The 16,736-nt window shown below is 69.0% G+C and carries 17 protein-coding genes, 1 tRNA gene and 1 pseudogene; 11 read left to right on the forward strand and 8 right to left on the reverse strand.

Annotated elements, in window-relative coordinates; translation table 11 throughout:
- Positions 1-145: 145 nt before the first annotated feature.
- From NJ376_RS14610 to NJ376_RS14645, 8 genes are all read left to right on the forward strand, one after another.
- Positions 146-1,369, forward strand: a complete 1,224-nt coding sequence (locus NJ376_RS14610; RefSeq protein ID WP_252954029.1) for an Hsp70 family protein — start codon at positions 146-148, stop codon at positions 1,367-1,369.
- A gap of 294 nt (positions 1,370-1,663) precedes the next feature.
- Positions 1,664-2,443 (forward strand): DUF169 domain-containing protein, encoded by a 780-nt coding sequence (locus tag NJ376_RS14615; protein ID WP_252954030.1) that lies wholly within the window; start codon positions 1,664-1,666, stop codon positions 2,441-2,443.
- A 54-nt stretch (positions 2,444-2,497) separates the two neighbouring features.
- Positions 2,498-2,574: transfer RNA gene (locus NJ376_RS14620), tRNA-Arg, on the forward strand.
- A gap of 645 nt (positions 2,575-3,219) precedes the next feature.
- The gene (locus tag NJ376_RS14625) at positions 3,220-4,017 is read left to right on the forward strand and encodes a cytochrome c oxidase subunit II (protein WP_252954031.1); all 798 of its coding nucleotides are present in this window, start codon (positions 3,220-3,222) and stop codon (positions 4,015-4,017) included.
- Between the two features lie 80 nt (positions 4,018-4,097).
- Positions 4,098-5,882 (forward strand): cytochrome c oxidase subunit I, encoded by a 1,785-nt coding sequence (gene ctaD, locus NJ376_RS14630; RefSeq protein ID WP_252954032.1) that lies wholly within the window; start codon positions 4,098-4,100, stop codon positions 5,880-5,882.
- Entirely contained in the window at positions 5,879-6,583 is a 705-nt protein-coding gene (locus NJ376_RS14635) for a cytochrome c oxidase subunit 3 (RefSeq protein WP_252954033.1), read from the forward strand. Before ctaD ends, NJ376_RS14635 begins: the two co-directional genes overlap by 4 nt.
- Positions 6,584-6,594: 11 nt before the next feature.
- Complete coding sequence (locus tag NJ376_RS14640; protein WP_252954034.1) at positions 6,595-7,311, forward strand: heme-copper oxidase subunit III family protein; 717 nt, start codon at positions 6,595-6,597, stop codon at positions 7,309-7,311.
- Between the two features lie 11 nt (positions 7,312-7,322).
- The gene (locus NJ376_RS14645; RefSeq protein ID WP_252954035.1) at positions 7,323-7,673 is read left to right on the forward strand and encodes a cytochrome C oxidase subunit IV family protein; all 351 of its coding nucleotides are present in this window, start codon (positions 7,323-7,325) and stop codon (positions 7,671-7,673) included.
- Between the two features lie 169 nt (positions 7,674-7,842).
- Here the strand turns inward: NJ376_RS14645 and NJ376_RS14650 are convergent, their stop codons facing one another.
- A complete protein-coding gene (locus tag NJ376_RS14650; RefSeq protein ID WP_252954036.1) occupies positions 7,843-8,835 on the reverse strand; it encodes a Bug family tripartite tricarboxylate transporter substrate binding protein in 993 nt (330 codons plus the stop codon).
- A 159-nt stretch (positions 8,836-8,994) separates the two neighbouring features.
- Here NJ376_RS14650 and NJ376_RS14655 point away from each other — a divergent pair, with 159 nt between their 5' ends.
- The 3 genes and pseudogenes from NJ376_RS14655 to NJ376_RS14665 all read left to right on the forward strand — a co-directional run.
- Positions 8,995-9,771, forward strand: a complete 777-nt coding sequence (locus NJ376_RS14655) for an enoyl-CoA hydratase/isomerase family protein (protein WP_252954037.1) — start codon at positions 8,995-8,997, stop codon at positions 9,769-9,771.
- A 1-nt stretch (position 9,772) separates the two neighbouring features.
- Complete coding sequence (locus NJ376_RS14660; protein WP_252954038.1) at positions 9,773-10,405, forward strand: TetR family transcriptional regulator; 633 nt, start codon at positions 9,773-9,775, stop codon at positions 10,403-10,405.
- Between the two features lie 129 nt (positions 10,406-10,534).
- Positions 10,535-11,300, forward strand: a pseudogene (locus NJ376_RS14665) (integrase core domain-containing protein); the annotation flags it as partial.
- Positions 11,301-11,348: 48 nt separating this feature from the next.
- Here the strand turns inward: NJ376_RS14665 and rpiA are convergent.
- From rpiA to gnd, 7 genes are read right to left on the reverse strand one after another with little or no spacing between them, the layout of a single operon-like run.
- Positions 11,349-12,056, reverse strand: a complete 708-nt coding sequence (gene rpiA / locus NJ376_RS14670; RefSeq protein ID WP_370288282.1) for a ribose-5-phosphate isomerase RpiA — start codon at positions 12,054-12,056, stop codon at positions 11,349-11,351.
- On the reverse strand, positions 12,053-12,760 hold the full coding sequence (gene pgl / locus NJ376_RS14675) for a 6-phosphogluconolactonase (RefSeq protein WP_252954039.1): 708 nt from the start codon (positions 12,758-12,760) through the stop codon (positions 12,053-12,055). Before pgl ends, rpiA begins: the two co-directional genes overlap by 4 nt.
- Complete coding sequence (locus tag NJ376_RS14680; RefSeq protein WP_252954040.1) at positions 12,757-13,203, reverse strand: beta/alpha barrel domain-containing protein; 447 nt, start codon at positions 13,201-13,203, stop codon at positions 12,757-12,759. Before NJ376_RS14680 ends, pgl begins: the two co-directional genes overlap by 4 nt.
- On the reverse strand, positions 13,200-14,027 hold the full coding sequence (locus NJ376_RS14685; RefSeq protein WP_252954041.1) for a Cof-type HAD-IIB family hydrolase: 828 nt from the start codon (positions 14,025-14,027) through the stop codon (positions 13,200-13,202). The genes NJ376_RS14680 and NJ376_RS14685 overlap by 4 nt, the downstream gene beginning before the upstream one ends.
- On the reverse strand, positions 14,024-14,203 hold the full coding sequence (locus tag NJ376_RS14690; RefSeq protein WP_252954042.1) for a hypothetical protein: 180 nt from the start codon (positions 14,201-14,203) through the stop codon (positions 14,024-14,026). The genes NJ376_RS14685 and NJ376_RS14690 overlap by 4 nt, the downstream gene beginning before the upstream one ends.
- Positions 14,200-15,741, reverse strand: coding sequence for a glucose-6-phosphate dehydrogenase (zwf, locus tag NJ376_RS14695; RefSeq protein WP_252954043.1), 1,542 nt, complete (start codon positions 15,739-15,741; stop codon positions 14,200-14,202). Before zwf ends, NJ376_RS14690 begins: the two co-directional genes overlap by 4 nt.
- Positions 15,738-16,730 carry a phosphogluconate dehydrogenase (NAD(+)-dependent, decarboxylating) gene (gene gnd / locus NJ376_RS14700; protein ID WP_252954044.1) on the reverse strand — a complete coding sequence of 331 codons (993 nt, stop codon included), beginning with the start codon at positions 16,728-16,730 and terminating at the stop codon, positions 15,738-15,740. Before gnd ends, zwf begins: the two co-directional genes overlap by 4 nt.
- Between the last annotated feature and the right edge of the window lie 6 nt (positions 16,731-16,736).

The raw sequence follows: 16,736 nt of genomic DNA on the forward strand, positions 1-16,736 counted from the left end.
TGGGGCCCGTTGGGGCCCTACGCCCAACGCCTCGCACAGCCCGTCGCGGCAAAGCCGCGGCGGGGCAACGGGCGGCGGGGTTTCGGCCCCGGGACCGTGGAACGGGCTTGCAGTGGGGGCGTGGGGCTGCTCAAACCCGCGGCCCATGACTCCCGTCCTCGGTGTCGATTTCGGCACCACCAACAGTGTGGTGGCGCTGCGTGATGCCGCCGGCCGCCTGACCACCGCCCGCTTCGCCCTCGGCGCCGAGAGCTTCGAGGTGTTCCGCAGCGTGCTCTGCTTCTGGACCGAGGCGGGGCGGCGACGCGACGCCGCCGGGCCAGCGGCGATCGAGGCCTATCTGGAGGATCCGCTGGCCTGCCGGCTGATCATGTCCATGAAATCCTACCTGGCGCAGCGCAGCTTCGGCGAGACGCGCATCGCCGGGCAGAGCTGGAAGCTGGAGGGGCTGATCGGCCTGTTCCTGCGCGCCCTGCTGGGCGACCGGGCGGGGATGGTGGTGGCCGGGCGGCCGGTGCGCTTCGCCGGGGATGCACCGGACGAGGCGCTGGCGGAGACCCGGCTGCGCGCCGCCTATGCCGAGGCGGGCTTCCCCGCGCTGCGCTTCGCGCTGGAGCCGGAGGCGGCGGGGCACCGCTTCGCCGCGACGCTGGACGGCCCGGCGACGGTGCTGGTGGGCGATTTCGGCGGCGGCACCAGCGATTTTTCCGTGCTGCGCTTCGAGCCGGGGGCGCGGGCCGTGGCGCTGGGCCATGCCGGCATCGGCATCGCCGGGGATGATTTCGACTACCGCATCATCGACCATGTGGTCTCGCCCCGCCTGGGCAAGGGCAGCCAGTACGGGGTGATGGGGAAGATGATGCCGGTGCCGGCCGGCTGGTACACCGGCTTCGCCCGCTGGCACCGGCTTTCCCTGATGCGGGCGCCGAAGGTGCTGGCCGACATCGAGGCGGTGGCGCGCACGGCAGAAGCGCCGGAACGGCTGCATCACCTGATCCGGCTGGTGGAGGAGGAGGCGGGCTATGCCCTCTACCGCGCCGTCTCCGGCGTGAAGGCGGCGCTCTCGGGCGCGGAGCGGGCCATGCTGCGCTTCCGGCATGAGGACTTCGCCGTGGAGGCGGAGGTGGCACGTGCCGATTTCGAGGCCTGGATCGCGCCGGAGCTGGCGAGAATCGCCGCCACGGTGGAGGCGGCACTGGCCGATGCCGGGCTGCGCGCCGAGGAGGTGGACCGGGTGTTCCTGACCGGCGGCACCTCCCTGGTGCCGGCGGTGCGACGGATCTTCGCGGAGAGGTTCGGCCCGGCGAAGCTGGCGGGGGGCGGAGAATTCGTCTCGGTGGCGGAGGGGCTGGCGTTGATGGGCGGGTGACCGGCGCCGTCCCTGCGACGGTTATCGGCGCGACGCCGGCCACCGCCCATGCCCCGCGTCGCCCTCCAGGAGAGGCTGAACGGCAAGGCGGTGAAAGGGCTGAGCAGGTGGCGGAGGCCGGGGACCGGCGCCGAGCGCCGGGCTGCACGACGCCTGGCTATGGCCCTGCCATGGCAGGGCCGGGCATCCGGGCCGCTGGCCGCGCCGGACCGATGCCGGCGGCAGTCGATCCCGCCCGCCCGAGGCTCTACAAGGCGCTGTGACCAATGATCCGCGTCAGGGAGAGAAACGCCGATGTCCGACACCGCGCCGACCGAAGCGCAGCGCCTCGTCACCGAGGTGAATGCGCTGCTGCGGCTGAAGACCACCATCGCCGCCATGCAGATGTTCGAGACGGTGGAGGAGATGGAGGCGATTCCGCGCATCCGCCGGCCGAAGGCGAAGCACACCACGGACCAGATCGTCAGCATGGCCTCCCGGCTCGGTTGGACGGTGGGGATCACCCAGGCGGATCTGGTGGGGGCGCAGTGCGGGGCCGTCATCGGGCTGGCGCCGCGGGACGAGGAATTCCTGCGCGGGGAGCGCTACGTGAATGTGTGGCACGGCACGCAGGAGGATGCCGCGGCGCGGCAACAGGCGCTGAGCTGCGTGCCCTTCGGCCGCTACCAGGCGATGGCGGTCAGCCCACTGGAGAGCGGGCGGCTGCCGGCGCCGGCCATTTGCTTGGTCTACGCCACGCCGGGGCAGATGATCATCCTGATCAACGGGCTGCAGTACCGGAACTACCGGAAATTCGAATGGAGCGTGGTGGGGGAGACCGCCTGCGCCGATAGCTGGGGCCGGGCCCTGGCCACGGGGCAGCCCAGCCTCTCCCTGCCCTGCTTCGCCGAGCGCCGCTATGGCGGCGTGCCGGATGAGGAGATGCTGATGGCCCTCTCCCCGGCCGATCTGCGGGTGGCGGTGGAAGGGATGAAGGCGCTGGCGAAGAACGGGCTGCGCTATCCGATCCCGCCCTATGGCATCCAGAACGATCCCTCGGCCGGGATGGGGGCGAGCTATGCCGGGAAACGGTAAGCGGCGGGGGCCCCTTCCCTGGCGCGGCAGGTTGCGCTAGGAAGCCCGTGGCACGGACCCGTAGCTCAGCTGGATAGAGCGTTGCCCTCCGAAGGCAAAGGTCGTACGTTCGAATCGTATCGGGTCCGCCAATCTTTTCAGTGAGTTGGACATCCTGCCGCCAGGGCCGGAAACAGCCTGGGTCGCAGTTGGGCAGCGATGGGGCGCGGATTGGTTCGCCCCGCCGGCAATCAGGCGCCCGCCTCGGCCGCCACACCCTCTGCCATGTCAGCCGTCACCACGCCCCGCCGTTTGGCATCGAACGGCTCCGACGGCGCGGCGCACCACCGAGCGAGGTCCGCGCCCGGCGACGGGCTCCCTCCGACAGAAGCAGCGGAGGGAACCCACCAGCGAAGATCCCCGGGCAAAATCTGCGCTTGCTGCACCTGCTCGGCCACGATGACGGCGCTGCCTGAACGGATCTGCCGCCTCCCTGCCGGGCCATGTCCTGGCCAAGGCTTGCCGAGCGCTCGTCCCGCGCACTCGATCCGGCGAGCGTGGGATTTCGCGTGAAGCGCGAGATTGTGAGCCGCAAACCCTTCACTCAAGGCTGGCTGCGGCCGAGCGAGCTGTGGTGCTATGCATTTGGCGCTCCGGTGCCTGCCTGCTGCCACGTCGCGGAGCGCAGCAGAGGGTTGGACCATGGCTGCGGTCGCCTCGCCTCCTTGCCACGCTGAGGGTGAGCCAGACCCTCCGCGCCTCGATTCCGAGGACCGCGCGGCACGGGCGCCGCGCCCATGACGGCTGCGCTCATCTTCGTGCTCGTCGCGGTCGGCTCGGTGGTGTTCCACCTGCTGAGCCCCTGGTGGTGGACACCCATCGCATCGAACTGGGACTACATCGACGCCACGATCACGATCACCTTCTGGATCACCGGAATCGTCTTCGTCGCCGTCGTCCTGTTCATGGCGTATTGCGTGTTCCGCTTCCGCGCCAGGGCGGGCCGGCGCGCGGCCTTCGAGCCGGAGAACAAGCGCCTCGAGGTCTGGCTCACGGTCGCGACCGCCCTTGGCGTCGCGGCCATGCTCGCGCCCGGGCTCTTCGTGTGGAGCCGCTTCATCAGCGTGCCGGCGGATGCGACCGAGGTCGAGATCGTCGGCCAGCAATGGCGCTGGAGCTACCGGCTGCCCGGCGCCGATGGCCGTCTCGGCGCGGTGGAAACGCGCCTGATCAACCCCGAGAATCCACTTGGCCTGGTGCGTGACGATGCGGCGGGCCAGGACGACATCATCATCGAGGCGGAGAACCTGCACCTTCCGATCGGCCGGCCGGTGAAGGTGCTGCTGCGCTCGATCGACGTACTCCATAATTTCTACGTGCCGGAGTTCCGGGCGAAGATGGACATGATCCCGGGCTCCGTCACTTATTTCTGGTTCACCCCCACGCGCACCGGCACCTTCGAGGTTCTCTGCGCCGAGCTCTGCGGCGCGGGCCACGCGGTGATGCGCGGCCGCGTCGTGGTGCAGACCGAAGCGGAGCACCACGCCTGGCTGCAAGGCCAGCGCAGCTTCGCCCAGCTCGCGGAACGCCGCTGAAGGTGCCGCGGGCCAAGCAATCGGCACGGTGAGCCCGACTCCATCGGGATTAGCCGGCCAGGATGGAGGAAGGCGGTCCGATGAGCGAGCTCGCGCACGGCACCGGCAGCCACCTGCCGGCTGCGGAAGTGCCGGAGATGGAGCTGCCCCATCCGCACGGGTGGTGGTCAACCTACGTGTTCAGCCAGGATGCCAAGGTCATCGGCATCCAGTACTCCTTCACCGCGCTCGCCATCGGCTCGGTTGCCCTGGTGCTCTCCTGGCTGATGCGGCTGCAGCTCGGCTTCCCCGGCACCTTCAGCTTCATCGACCCGCAGGCCTATCTCCAGTTCATCACCATGCATGGGATGATCATGGTGGTGTACCTGCTGACGGCGCTGTTCCTCGGCGGCTTCGGCAATTACCTCATTCCGCTGATGCTCGGCGCGCGCGACATGGTGTTCCCCTTCGTCAACATGCTCAGCTACTGGGTCTACCTGCTGGCCGTGCTGGTGCTGGTGGCGAGCTTCTTCGTCCCCGGGGGCCCGACCGGCGCGGGCTGGACGCTCTATCCGCCGCAAGCCATCCTCTCGGGCACGCCCGGGCGCGAATGGGGCATCGTGCTGATGCTGCTCTCGCTCTGCCTCTTCATCGTGGGCTTCACCATGGGCGGGCTCAACTACGTGGTCACGGTGCTCCAGGCCCGCACCCGCGGCATGACGCTGATGCGCATGCCCCTGACCATCTGGGGCATCTTCACGGCGACGGTGATGGCGCTGCTCGCCTTTCCTGCCTTGTTCGTGGGCGCCGTGATGATGCTGCTCGACCGGCTGCTGGGGACGAGCTTCTTCATGCCGACGCTGGTCGAGATGGGCCAGCAGCTCCGCTACGGGGGCGGCAGCCCGATCCTGTTCCAGCACCTCTTCTGGTTCTTCGGCCACCCGGAGGTCTACATCGTCGCTTTGCCCGCCTTCGGCATCGTCTCCGACCTCATCAGCACCCATGCGCGCCGCAATATCTTCGGCTACCGCATGATGGTCTGGGCCATCGTGGTGATCGGCGCGCTGAGCTTCGTGGTCTGGGCCCACCACATGTATGTCAGCGGGATGAATCCGTGGTTCGGCTTCTTCTTCGCCACCACCACCCTGATCATCGCCATCCCGACCGCGATCAAGGTCTATAACTGGCTGCTGACGCTATGGCGCGGCAACATCCACCTGAACACCCCGATGCTCTTCGCGCTCGGCTTCATCGTCACCTTCGTCAATGGCGGGCTGACGGGCCTCTTCCTCGGCAATGTCGTGGTGGACGTGCCGCTCTCCGACACGATGTTCGTCGTGGCGCATTTCCACATGGTGATGGGCGTCGCGCCGGTGATGGTCATCTTCGGCGGCATCTATCACTGGTATCCGAAGGTCACCGGCAGGATGCTCGGCGAGACCATGGGCAGGATCCATTTCTGGATCACCTTCCTCGGCGCCTACGCGATCTTCTTCCCGATGCACTATCTCGGCCTGCTTGGCATGCCGCGGCGCTACCACGAGATCGGCGAGACCTCCTTCGTGCCGGAATCGGCGCATGACCTCAATGCCTTCATCAGCGTCATGGCGCTGGTCGTCGGCGCCGCGCAGATCCTGTTCCTGTTCAACCTCTTCTGGAGCCTGCGCCGTGGCCGGGAGGCCGGCCCGAACCCCTGGCGGGCGACGACGCTCGAGTGGCAGACGCCGGAGACGCCGCCTGGCCACGGCAATTGGGGCCGCGAGCTACCCGTGGTCTATCGCTGGGCCTATGACTATGCCGTGCCCGGCGCGGCGGATGATTTCGTGCCGCAGAACCAGAAGCTGCCGCCCCCGCTGCATGTCGCCAGGGGCGAGGCGACGGCATGACCGGCACGCTGCTGCTCTTCGGCGGGCTTGTGGCGGTCGCGCTCTGGTGGCTGTCACGGCAAGGCCTCGCGACCAGGCCCTGGCTCGAAGCCGGGCCACTGGATGACGGGCCGGTGCGCCCCATCTCCATCCCCGCCGCGAAGCTTGGGCTCTGGATGTTCATGGCGGTCGCGGCGACGCTGCTCGTTCTGCTGCTCAGCGCCTACTCCATGCGGATGGAGATGGCGGATTGGAGCCCGCCGCCGCGGCCCCGCCTGCTTTGGGCGAACACGGTCGTCCTGCTGCTGGCCAGCGTCGCGCTGCACCGCGCCGTCCAGGCGGCACGGCGGGGGCGGCGGGACGCCGTGGCATCCGCCCTGATGCTCGGCGGGGGCGCGGGCCTGCTGTTCCTGCTCGGCCAGCTCCTGGCCTGGCGGGAACTCGCCGGCTCCGGCTACCTGCCGGCCAACAACCCGGCCGATGCGTTCTTCTACCTCATCACCACCTTTCATGGGCTGCACCTGCTGGGCGGGCTGGTCGCACTGGGCCGCACGGGTGCCAGCCTGCGGCAGGCGCCACTCGCCCGGCTGCAACTGAGCGTGGAGCTCTGCGCCAGCTACTGGCACTTCCTGCTGGCCGCATGGATCCTGCTGTTCTTCACCCTCGCCTTCTCGCCGCCATTCGACTGGCTTGTCGCGCTCTGCGCGACCCCGTTCAGGTAGGATCGAGGCCGATGGACACCGCCCAGCTGGAACACGGGACCGCCACCCGCCCTCAGGGCTGGCCCGGCGTGGTCGCCGACTGGTCCTCGGACCAGCGCTCCTTCAAGGGCGCGTCCTGGGGGAAGGTCATGATGTGGATCTTCCTGCTCAGCGACACCTTCATCTTCAGCTGCTTCCTGCTGTCCTACATGACGGTGCGGATGTCCACGACGGAGCCCTGGCCGAACCCGAGCGAAGTCTTCGCGCTCGAGATCGGCGGCGTGCACCTGCCGCTCATCCTGATCGCCATCATGACCTTCGTGCTGATCAGCAGCAGCGGCACCATGGCGATGGCGGTGAACTGCGCCTACCGGCGCGACCGCAGGAAGACCGCGGCGCTGATGCTCGTCACCGCGCTCTTCGGCGCGCTCTTCGTGGGCATGCAGGCCTTCGAATGGTCCAAGCTGATCCATGAGGGCGTGCGGCCCTGGGAGAATCCGTTCGGCGCCCCGCAATTCGGCGCCGCATTCTTCACCATCACCGGCTTTCACGGGACGCATGTGACGATCGGCGTGATCATCCTGCTGGTGGTCGCATGGAAGGTCCTGCGCGGCGAGTTCGACGACCAGCGCCCCGGCTTCCTGACGGGCCGCCGCGGCCGCTACGAGATGGTCGAGATCGCCGGCCTCTACTGGCATTTCGTGGACCTGGTCTGGGTCTTCATCTTCGCCCTGTTCTATCTCTGGTGAGGGAGCCGCCCATGGCGCATGCATCCGCACCTGTCCCCGCCGTGGAGGAGGGCCAGCAGCACCCGATCCGCACCTACCTCGTGGTCTGGGGCTGGCTCTTCGTCCTCAGCTTCTTCTCCTATCTGGTGGACTATTTCCACCTGCAGGGTCTCCTGCGCTGGGGCCTGATCCTGGTGCTCATGATGCTGAAGGCAGGGCTGATCGTCGCCGTCTTCATGCATATGCGGTGGGAGCGGCTGGCGCTGACCTACGCCATCCTGGTCCCGCCCGTCCTCGTGCTGGTCTTCGCGGCCCTGATGGTGTTCGAGGCTGACTACACGCTGCTGCTGCGGCGGACCTTCTTCCGCGGGGAGGGCGGCTGAAATGCCCGCTGCACAGCCGGGTCGCCGGCTGAGCAACCGCGCCATCATCGGCACGGGCCTCGCGCTCTGCGTCCTGCTGGCAGTGCTGCTCGCCTGGTTCTTCGGCCTGCTGGCCTGAAGGCAAGTCAGGGTCCGCGCGCAGGCCAGCCCCGTCTTGCGGCCGGCACATTCATTCGATGCGGATGCCCGCCGCCCTGATGACCTCGCCCCAACGGGCGGTCTCCTGGCGGATGACCTCGGCCAGCTCCGCCGGCGTGCCTCCCATCGGTTCGAAGCCCAGCTCCTGGAAGCGGCTGCGGAAGGTGGCTTCGTTCAGGATCGCGTTCATCGCCGTGTTGACGCGCTCCACGATCGGCTGCGGCAGACCAGCGGGGCCGGTGATGTAGTTGAACGGCGCAGCGTCGAAGCCGGGCAAGGTTTCCGCGACGGCGGGCGTGTCCGGCAGGCTCGCGTATCGGGCCGGCGTGGTGACTGCGAGCAGGCGCAGGCGGCCTTCGCGGATATGCGGCAGAAGCGCGGGCATCCCGTCGAGGGACATCTTCACCTCGCCCGACAGCAGCGCCTGAACATTGGGGCCGGTGCCGCGGAAGGGCGCGTGGGCGATCTCGATCTTCGCCATGACGCGCAGCATCTCGCCGGCGAGATGCGAGGTCGAGCCGACGCCGGAACTGCCGAAGAAGAGGGTGTCCGGCTGCCGCTTGCACAGCGCGATCAGCTCGGCGACCGAATGGGCCGGCACGGAAGGATGCACGACCAGCAGGTTCGGCGTGCGCATGATGTTGACGATCGGCGTGAAGGCCCGGTCCGGATCGTAAGGCAGGCTTGCCATCATGAAGCGGTTGGTCGCCTGCACGGCGGGCGTGCCGAGAAGCAGCGTGTAACCGTCGGGAGCCGCCTGGGCGACGGAAGCCGCGCCCACCGTGGCGCCGCCGCCGGGGCGGTTCTCCACCACCATCGTTTGCCCCAGCGCCGGGCCGAGCGCATTGGCGATCAGGCGTCCCAGCAGGTCGGAGGTTCCACCCGCAGCATAGGGCACGACAAATCGGATGGGGCGATCGGGCCAGCTCGACGCACGAACGACGACCGGTGCCAACGGCATGGCCGAGGCCGCGGCAAGAACGGCGCGGCGGCCGATCCGGTGCGAGGCGGGCTGAGCGGGCATCTGTGGGCGTTCCCTCACTGGCATTCTTGCCGCGGACGGCAAATTTGGCGCTTCCTCTGGAAGCGTTCTGGCGGCATCATCGACCCTACTTACCGTTCGGTCAACGCCTCCAGATCGAGACGCCGAACGTCATCACATCAGGCACCGGATTGAACCGACATGCAGGACTTGCAGACCATCAAGCTGGACGTGCAGGACGGCATCGCCCTCGTCGTCATGAACAACCCGCCGGTCAATGCGCTCAGCCGGCAGCTCAATGACGAGCTGACCGCGACCTTCGACTGGATCGGCGACATGCCGGAGATCCGCGTCGCCGTCCTTGCCGCGGAAGGCCGTGTCTTCTGCGCCGGCGCCGACCTGAAGGCGCGGGCCGAGAAGCCGATGGGCCCCGGTGACCTGCCCGCGCATTCGCGCCGTACGCGCGAGTGCTTCCATTCCATCCGCGAATGCGCGAAGCCGGTCATTGCCGCCGTGCAGGGCCCGGCGCTCGGTGCCGGCCTCGCCATCGCAGCGTCCTGCGACATCCTTTATGCTGGCGAAGCCGCTGTCATTGGCCTGCCGGAGATCGATGTCGGACTTCTGGGCGGCGGGCGTCACGCAATGCGCCTGTTCGGTCACTCCCGCACCCGGCGCATGATGCTGACGGGCTGGCGCGTGCCGGCGCAGGAGTTGTACCGGCAGGGTGTTGTCGAGGCCTGCCTGCCGACCGCCGATCTGCTGCCCACCGTGATGGAGATCGCGCGGACCATCGCCGCCAAGAGCCCCTCCGCGACCCGCCTGGCCAAGCATACGCTCAACACCATCGAGGACATGAGCCTGCGCGACGGCTACCGCTATGAGCAGGATATGACCGCCGCGATCTCCGCGACCGAGGATGCGCACGAAGCGCGACGTGCCTTCGCCGAGAAGCGCCCGCCGGTCTTCAAGGGTCGCTGAGGTGGCCGAACCCCAGCAGAACGAAGGCCGCGACACACGACGCCTCATCGTCGAGCGCGCGGCTGAGCAGTTCGCGCTCTGGGGTTACGCCGGTGCGTCCATCAGCGACATCGCGGCGGCAGTCGGGGTTTCCAAGCCGGCGCTCTACTACCACTTCAGCGACAAGGAGGAGATCTATACCGAGATCGTCACCTCCGTCCTGTCGCAAATGCGCGCACGCGCCGAGGCGGCTGTCGCCGCGCAGCCGGACGCCCCGGCGAAGCTGCGCGCCTTCATGCGGGTGCATGCCCAGTACCTGCATGAGAACGAGCACGCCTACATCGCCGCGCAGCTCGGCTTCCGCGGCCTGAGGGCCACGGAGGGGCGCGGCCGCGCCTTGGAGCTGCGCGACCGGTATGAAGCGGTGCTCAAGGGTATCATCGCCGAAGGCTGCCGCAGCGGCGTGTTCCGTCTGACGGATCAGCGCGCCGCGGTGATGCTTGTGCTATCGGCGCTGAACTGGATGGCACGCTGGTACCGGTCCGACGGCGAGACGCCGGCTGCGGAGTTCGCGGACCGCTACTGCAACATGCTCCTGGACGGCTTCCGGCCGCGCGACCCGCCGCGCCCGGCCAGGCGCAAACGAACCATCTGATCACCGCCTGCTTCACGGAAGACAGCCGCGGCTGGTCCGTTGTCGCATATCCGCGTGCTCGACCTGAGTCGCATCCTCGCCAGCCCTTGGGCCGAACAGATTCTGGCGGATCCGAGCGCCGAGGTGAGCCACTCCCTCCTGCCGCTGGATGACGGCCTCCATGCCTTGCAGCCCTCGCTGCCGCACCTGCCCCGATCCTCGCTGCACCGCTGCCCGCAGCGCCATGGCATGGCCGTGCTGTCCGAAGCGGATGGCACGAAGGTGAAGCGCTCCTGCTGCAAGGCCTGCCCGATCGGCTTCTTCCACATCGGCATTGCCGAGGTGCACACCGAGGAAGGGCGCCTCTACCTCTTCCTCGCCATCGACCGCACCTCGAAGTTCGCCTTCGTGCAGTTGCACGAGTGGGCAACACGCCGCATCGCGGCCGACTTCCTCCACGCCCTGGTCGCCGCTATGCCCTACCGTGTTCACCTCGTGCTCACCAACAACGGCACGCAGCTCTTCGACCGCACCCCGAGCACCGAGGAAGCGGAGGCCGCCGCCGAAGCCTATCGGGCAGCCAGAGGCGAACCGCAGCTCTGGCTCATCCACGCCTTCGGTCACGCCTGCGACAAGCACGGCATCGAGCACCGCACCCCGGAGCCCGCGCATCCGTGGACGAATGGCCAGATCGAGAGCATGAACCGCACCCTGAAGGACGCCACCGTCCGTCGATACCACTACGGCAGCCACGACGAGCTTCGGCGGCGCCTCCAGCTCTTTCTCGACGCCGACAACCATGCAGGGCATCTGAAGATCCTGCGTGGGCTCACCCCCCCCCTACGAGCTTGTCTGCAGAGCCTGGACAGAACAGCCATCCAGATTCATTTCAGATCCGACCCGCTACACCCTGGGGCAAGACATCCGGAGCAGCCTCCGACCTGATGGATCACGGCGCGATCCATCAGGTCGGAGGCTGCTCTGGCCCAAGCCAACCGACATCCTTGGCGCTGGCCACAATGACGCGCCAAGCCAAGCCGAGGAACAGCCCGGTTTCGACCACGCCAATAACGTCGCGCAACCGACGATCAAGCGCGGCTGCATCGTCGATCTGCCCCGGACTGCAGTCGGCGATGTGATTGCCGCCGTCGGTCAGGAACGGGGCTCCGTCCGTCGCGCGTCGCAGCACCGGATGCATGCCGGCTGCCTCGAGGCGCGCGAAGGTCGCCTGCCAGCCAAAGGCGACGATCTCCACGGGAATGGCTCCGCGCCCGAGACGGTGCACAAGCTTGGACTCGTCCACCACGACCAGCATGCGACGACTGGCCGCGGCGACGATCTTCTCCCGCAGCAAGGCGCCACCACGTCCCTTGATCAGGGCGAGCGATACGGGCTCCACCTCATCGGCGCCATCAATCGCCAGGTCCAGCCGGGTATGGGCGGCGAAGTCGGCCAGCGGCACGCCGAGCTGGCGCGCGAGCCCAGCGGTCCGCGCGGAGGTGGGCACGCCCGAAACCCGTAACCCTGCCGCGACGCGCACCGCCAACGCATGCAGGGCCAGCTCCGCCGTGGAACCGCTGCCGAGGCCGAGCACCATGCCGTCCTCGACTTCCGCAACCGCCGCCTCGGCCGCGCGCCGCTTCAGGGCGTCCTGGCCGATCATGCCGCTCATCTTCCCATGGCCGCCTGATCGGCGAAGACCGTGACGGCGCCCTTCGGCCGCACCCTGGCGGCCGGCAGGGTGGCATCGCCCTCGAGCAACTGCCGCAGGATCGCCCGCTTCTCGGCACCGCTCACCAGGAACGCCACCGCACCGCTGTCCTCGAGCGCGGGGTAGGTGAGGGTGATTCGTGGCTCCGGCCTAGCGCCGACCACGGCCACAACCCAGGCGCTGCGCTCCGCCAGAGCAGCCGTCCCCGGGAACAGCGACGCGGTGTGCCCGTCCGGACCAAGGCCGAGCAGCTGCACGTCGAATAGTGGCTCCCCCGGCCGCTCCGCCGCGAAGGCGCGGAGCTCCGCCTCGTAGAGCCGGGCGGCCATCTCGGGCGAGCCGCCGTCCACCGGCACGGGGTGCACATTCCCGGGCGGAATCGGGACCTGCGCGATCATCGCCTCCCGCGCCATGCGCTGGTTGCTGTCCGGATGGTCCGGCGGCACGCAGCGCTCGTCGCCCCAGAACAGGTGCACACGCTCCCACGGCATCCGGTCCCGCCAGGGCGCTGCGGCCAGCCGCCGGTACAACCGCTCCGGCGTGGAGCCGCCCGAGAGCGCCAGCGAGAAGCTGCCTTGCTTGGCGCTCGCCTGTTCAATCAGCCAGGCAGCGACCCGCTCGGCCAGGGCATCGGGGGCGGCCAGGACCTCTATTGCAGTGGTCACCCCAAGTGCCTCCCGCCACTGCGCAGCGCGGCGATGGCCGCCGCGTGGAATATTGCCGGGCCGGCGACGAGGATCTCCGCCCCGCGATATCGGGGCTGATCCCGCCATCGGCCTCGATCAGGGGGTCGCGGCCGAGCAGGTCGCTCACGGTCCGGAGCCGGCGGCTCTTCGGCAGCACCCGCTTGGCGGCCTCGGGCGCTGGCGCCGGCAATGCCGTCTGGGTGCCGCTCGGGCTCGGTGCTCATCAGCTGTGCCTCGACCGGCCTGCACCTCGCGGCCCGCACCGCGCCGATGGCGGGCGTGCCCAAATTGGTCTCGGGGATGAAGCGGCTGTCCAGGACGTCCACATGAATCAGGTCGGCCTCCGCCTGGGCGGCCGCGCGGACCTCCTCCGCCAGCCGGCCGAAATCGGCGGCGAGGATCGGGGCGGCGACCTGCGTCATGCCGGCGCCCCGTCCAGGAAGAAGCGCTCGACCGCGCGGGCGAAGCCCTCGTCGTCGTACGAGGCGGTGACGGCGTCGGCCTGGGCCTGGACCTCGGGGCTGGCATTGCCCATGGCGATGGCGAAGCCGCTGCGGCGGAACATCAGCACGTCGTTGGGCTGGTCGCCGATGGTGGCGATCTCGCCCTCGGGGATGCCGAGATGGCGGGAGAGCCACTCCGCCACGCCGCCCTTGTTCGCCTGCGGGTGCGTCACGTCGAGATAGTAGGGCTGCGACCGCGCGGCCGAGGCGGCGCTGCCGAGCGCCTGCTGCACCGCGCCTTCGCAGCGTGCGACCAGGTCGAGATCGTCGCTGATACCGACCAGCTTCGCCGCATGATCCAGCGCGGAATCGAGGTCCGCCGTGACCTTCGGCGGGAACTTCACCGTCCACTGCTCCCGCGCGACATGCGGCGCCCCGGGATCGCGCAGCAGCCAGTCGGTCCCGGCATAGACCCAAAGGTCGAGGCCGTGGTCGCGGATGACCGATGCCGCATGTCGCGCCGCTTCGGCCTCCAGGGTATGGCCCTCGATGACCGACATGTCCGGCGCGACGAACAGCCCGCCATTGAAGCCGGCGATGGGCAGGTCGAGCGCCAGCGGCTCGATCAGCATCGCCATGCCCCGGGGCGGCCGGCCCGAGGTGATGGCGAAGCGCACGCCACGCCCCCGCAGCGCCCGGACGGCCCGGGTCGCGCGTTCGGTCAGCACCTTGTCGTGGGTCACCAGGGTGCCATCCACATCGGCCAGGAGCAGCGACAGCCGGGAGGGGCGCGGTCGGCTCATGACACACGCCTCGGCGCGCGTGGCAGGAGGACGTCCCGCACCGCCGCGGCGAGGCCGTCCGCGTCGCAGGAAAGGGTGACCGCCGCCGCCTCGGCCTGCACGGCGGCGGGCGCGTTGCCCATCGCCGCCAAGGTCCTGTCCACGCCGGGCACCGGCAGGCGCATGGGCGAGATCATGCGAGCTTCAGCCATTGGCGGCCGTCGCGCGCCAGCAGCGCCTCGGCGCCGGCAGGGCCCTCGCTGCCGGCGGCGTAGTGCTCGATGGCAGGCGGCGATGCGAGCATGGGCTGCACGGCAGCCCAGCCGGCCTCCACATTGTCCGCTCGCTGAAACAGGCTCGCATCGCCGATCAACACATCGTACAGGAGGGTTTCGTAGCCGGTGCTCGGCTCGGCCTTGAACCAGTCGGCATAACGGAAGTCCATCCTGACATCGGCGAGGTGCAGCGCCGGGCCGGGCTGCTTGGCGCTGAGGGCGAGCGAGATGCCTTCGTTCGGCTGGATGTGCAGCACCATGAGGTTGGGCGTCATGCAATCCACCGGCGTCTCGCGGAACATGGTGTAGGGCGCCGGCTTGAACTGAATGGCAATCTCGGTCCACCGCGCCGCCAGCCGCTTGCCGGTGCGGATGTAGAAGGGCACGCCGGCCCAGCGCCAGTTGTCGATCTGCAGCTTCATCGCGACGTAGGTCTCGGTGCCGCTGTCGGGTGCCACGTTCGGCTCCTGGCGATAGCCGGGGACCGGTGCGCCGCGCAGCATGCCGGCGTCGTACTGGCCGCGCACCAGGTCGCGCGCCAGCTCCTCCGGGCTGAGCGGCCGGATCGCCTGCACGACCTTGGCCTTCTCCGCCCGCACCGCATCGGCTCCGAAATTGCTTGGCGCCTCCATGGCGGTCATGGCGAGCAGCTGCATCATGTGGTTGGGCACCATGTCGCGCAGCGCCCCGGTCGTCTCGTAGAAGCGCCCGCGCCCCTCGACTCCGACCGTTTCGGCCGCCGTGATCTGCACATGGTCGATATGTTCACGGCGCCACAGCGGCTCGAAGATGCCGTTGGCGAAGCGCAGCGCCAGGATGTTCTGCACCGTCTCCTTGCCCAGGAAGTGGTCGATCCGGAATACCTGTCTCTCCTCCACCAGGCTGAGAATCTGGGCATTCAGCGCGCGGGCGGAGGCGAGATCGGTGCCGAAGGGCTTCTCGATGACGACGCGGCGGAAGTCGCCTTCCTGCTCGCGCATCAGCCCGGCCTCGGCCAGACGCTCCACGATCGATCCGAAGAAGCGCGGCGCGGTGGCGAGGTAGAAGACGCAATTGCCGTGACCCCTCGCCTGCCGCACCGTAGCGAGGCGCTCGCCCAGGCGCTGGTAGGTGGCGGGGTCCTCGAAGTCGCCGGTGAGATAGAAGAGCCGGTCGCGCAGCCAGCCCCAGGCACGGCTGTTGAGCGAATCGGCCGCGAACTCGCCGTCCTGGTTGGCGACGAAGCCCTGCATGGCCTCGGTCAGGTGCTGCCGGTAGGTCTCGTCGTTCCGCTCATTGTGGTCGACGCCGATCACCTCGAAACCCTCCGCCAGCAGCCCGGCGACGGAGAGATTGTAGAGCGCCGGTATCAGCAACCGCTTAGTCAGGTCGCCATAGGCGCCGAAGATGACGAAGCTGGCCGGCGGGGCCGGCTCGGCGCGGGCCAGCCGCGCCGGGTCCGGGCAGAGACGTTCCTTCATCGCTTGCTCTCCCCGTGGGTCGTCTCGACATGGCCGCCGAATTGGAAGCGCATGGCGCTCAGCAGCTTCTCGCCGAAGGTATTGCTGCTACGCGAGCGGAACCGCGCATAGAGCGAGGCCGAGAGCACCAGCGCCGGAACGGCCTCCTCGATGGCAGCCTGGACGGTCCAGCGGCCCTCGCCGCTGTCCTGCACTTCGCCGTGGAAATTGGAGAGGTCGGCGTCCTCCGCCAGGGCCGCGGCGGAGAGGTCGAGCAGCCAGGAGGAGACGACGCTGCCGCGGCGCCAGAGCTCGGCAATGTCGGCGGTGTCGAGGGTGAAGCGCTCCTCCTCCGGCAGTGCCTCGGAGGCACGGTTGCGCAGGATGTCGAAGCCCTCGGCATAGGCCTGCATCAGCCCGTACTCGATGCCGTTATGGACCATCTTCACGAAATGGCCGCTGCCGGCCGGGCCACAATGCAGATAGCCCCGCTCCACCCGGGGATCGCGCTCCGCGCGCCCCGGTGTGCGCGGGATGTCGCCGAGCCCCGGCGCGAGCGCGGCGAAGATCGGATCGAGCCGCTCCACCGCGGCCTTGTCGCCGCCGATCATCAGGCAGTAGCCGCGCTCCAGCCCCCAGACGCCGCCGGAGGTGCCGACATCGAGATAGAGGATGCCGCGCGCCGCCAGCTCCCGCCCGCGCCGGACGTCGTCCTTCCAGAAGCTGTTGCCGCCATCGATGACGATGTCGCCGCGCCCGAGCAACCCGCCTAGCTTGGCCACGGTCTCCTCCGTGACGCGGCCGGCCGGCAGCATCACCCAGATGGCGCGCGGCGGCGCCAGCTGGTGGATCAGCGCGGTGAGGCTTTCGGCCGGTGTGGCACCAGCGCCAGCAAGGTGCCGCACGGCCTCGGCACTGCGGTCGAACGCCACGCAGCGATGGCCCGCCCGCATCAGGCGCAGGCCGATATTGCCGCCCATCCGGCCGAGGCCGACGATGCCGATGTCCATCCCGCC

Origin of the sequence: Siccirubricoccus soli (assembly GCF_024178315.1) — a bacterium.
Classification (GTDB): Bacteria; Pseudomonadota; Alphaproteobacteria; order Acetobacterales; family Acetobacteraceae; genus Siccirubricoccus; species Siccirubricoccus soli.

Excerpts from the sequence above, each read along its gene's own strand:
- NJ376_RS14610 (WP_252954029.1), top strand. The coding sequence starts at position 146 with ATGACTCCCGTCCTCGGTGTCGATTTCGGCACCACCAACAGTGTGGTG.
- NJ376_RS14615 (WP_252954030.1), top strand. The coding sequence starts at position 1,664 with ATGTCCGACACCGCGCCGACCGAAGCGCAGCGCCTCGTCACCGAGGTG.
- NJ376_RS14625 (WP_252954031.1), top strand. The coding sequence starts at position 3,220 with ATGACGGCTGCGCTCATCTTCGTGCTCGTCGCGGTCGGCTCGGTGGTG.
- ctaD (WP_252954032.1), top strand. The coding sequence starts at position 4,098 with ATGAGCGAGCTCGCGCACGGCACCGGCAGCCACCTGCCGGCTGCGGAA.
- NJ376_RS14635 (WP_252954033.1), top strand. The coding sequence starts at position 5,879 with ATGACCGGCACGCTGCTGCTCTTCGGCGGGCTTGTGGCGGTCGCGCTC.
- NJ376_RS14640 (WP_252954034.1), top strand. The coding sequence starts at position 6,595 with ATGGACACCGCCCAGCTGGAACACGGGACCGCCACCCGCCCTCAGGGC.
- NJ376_RS14645 (WP_252954035.1), top strand. The coding sequence starts at position 7,323 with ATGGCGCATGCATCCGCACCTGTCCCCGCCGTGGAGGAGGGCCAGCAG.
- NJ376_RS14650 (WP_252954036.1), bottom strand. The coding sequence starts at position 8,835 with ATGCCCGCTCAGCCCGCCTCGCACCGGATCGGCCGCCGCGCCGTTCTT.
- NJ376_RS14655 (WP_252954037.1), top strand. The coding sequence starts at position 8,995 with ATGCAGGACTTGCAGACCATCAAGCTGGACGTGCAGGACGGCATCGCC.
- rpiA (WP_370288282.1), bottom strand. The coding sequence starts at position 12,056 with ATGAGCGGCATGATCGGCCAGGACGCCCTGAAGCGGCGCGCGGCCGAG.
- NJ376_RS14680 (WP_252954040.1), bottom strand. The coding sequence starts at position 13,203 with ATGACGCAGGTCGCCGCCCCGATCCTCGCCGCCGATTTCGGCCGGCTG.
- NJ376_RS14685 (WP_252954041.1), bottom strand. The coding sequence starts at position 14,027 with ATGAGCCGACCGCGCCCCTCCCGGCTGTCGCTGCTCCTGGCCGATGTG.
- NJ376_RS14690 (WP_252954042.1), bottom strand. The coding sequence starts at position 14,203 with ATGATCTCGCCCATGCGCCTGCCGGTGCCCGGCGTGGACAGGACCTTG.
- zwf (WP_252954043.1), bottom strand. The coding sequence starts at position 15,741 with ATGAAGGAACGTCTCTGCCCGGACCCGGCGCGGCTGGCCCGCGCCGAG.
- gnd (WP_252954044.1), bottom strand. The coding sequence starts at position 16,730 with ATGGACATCGGCATCGTCGGCCTCGGCCGGATGGGCGGCAATATCGGC.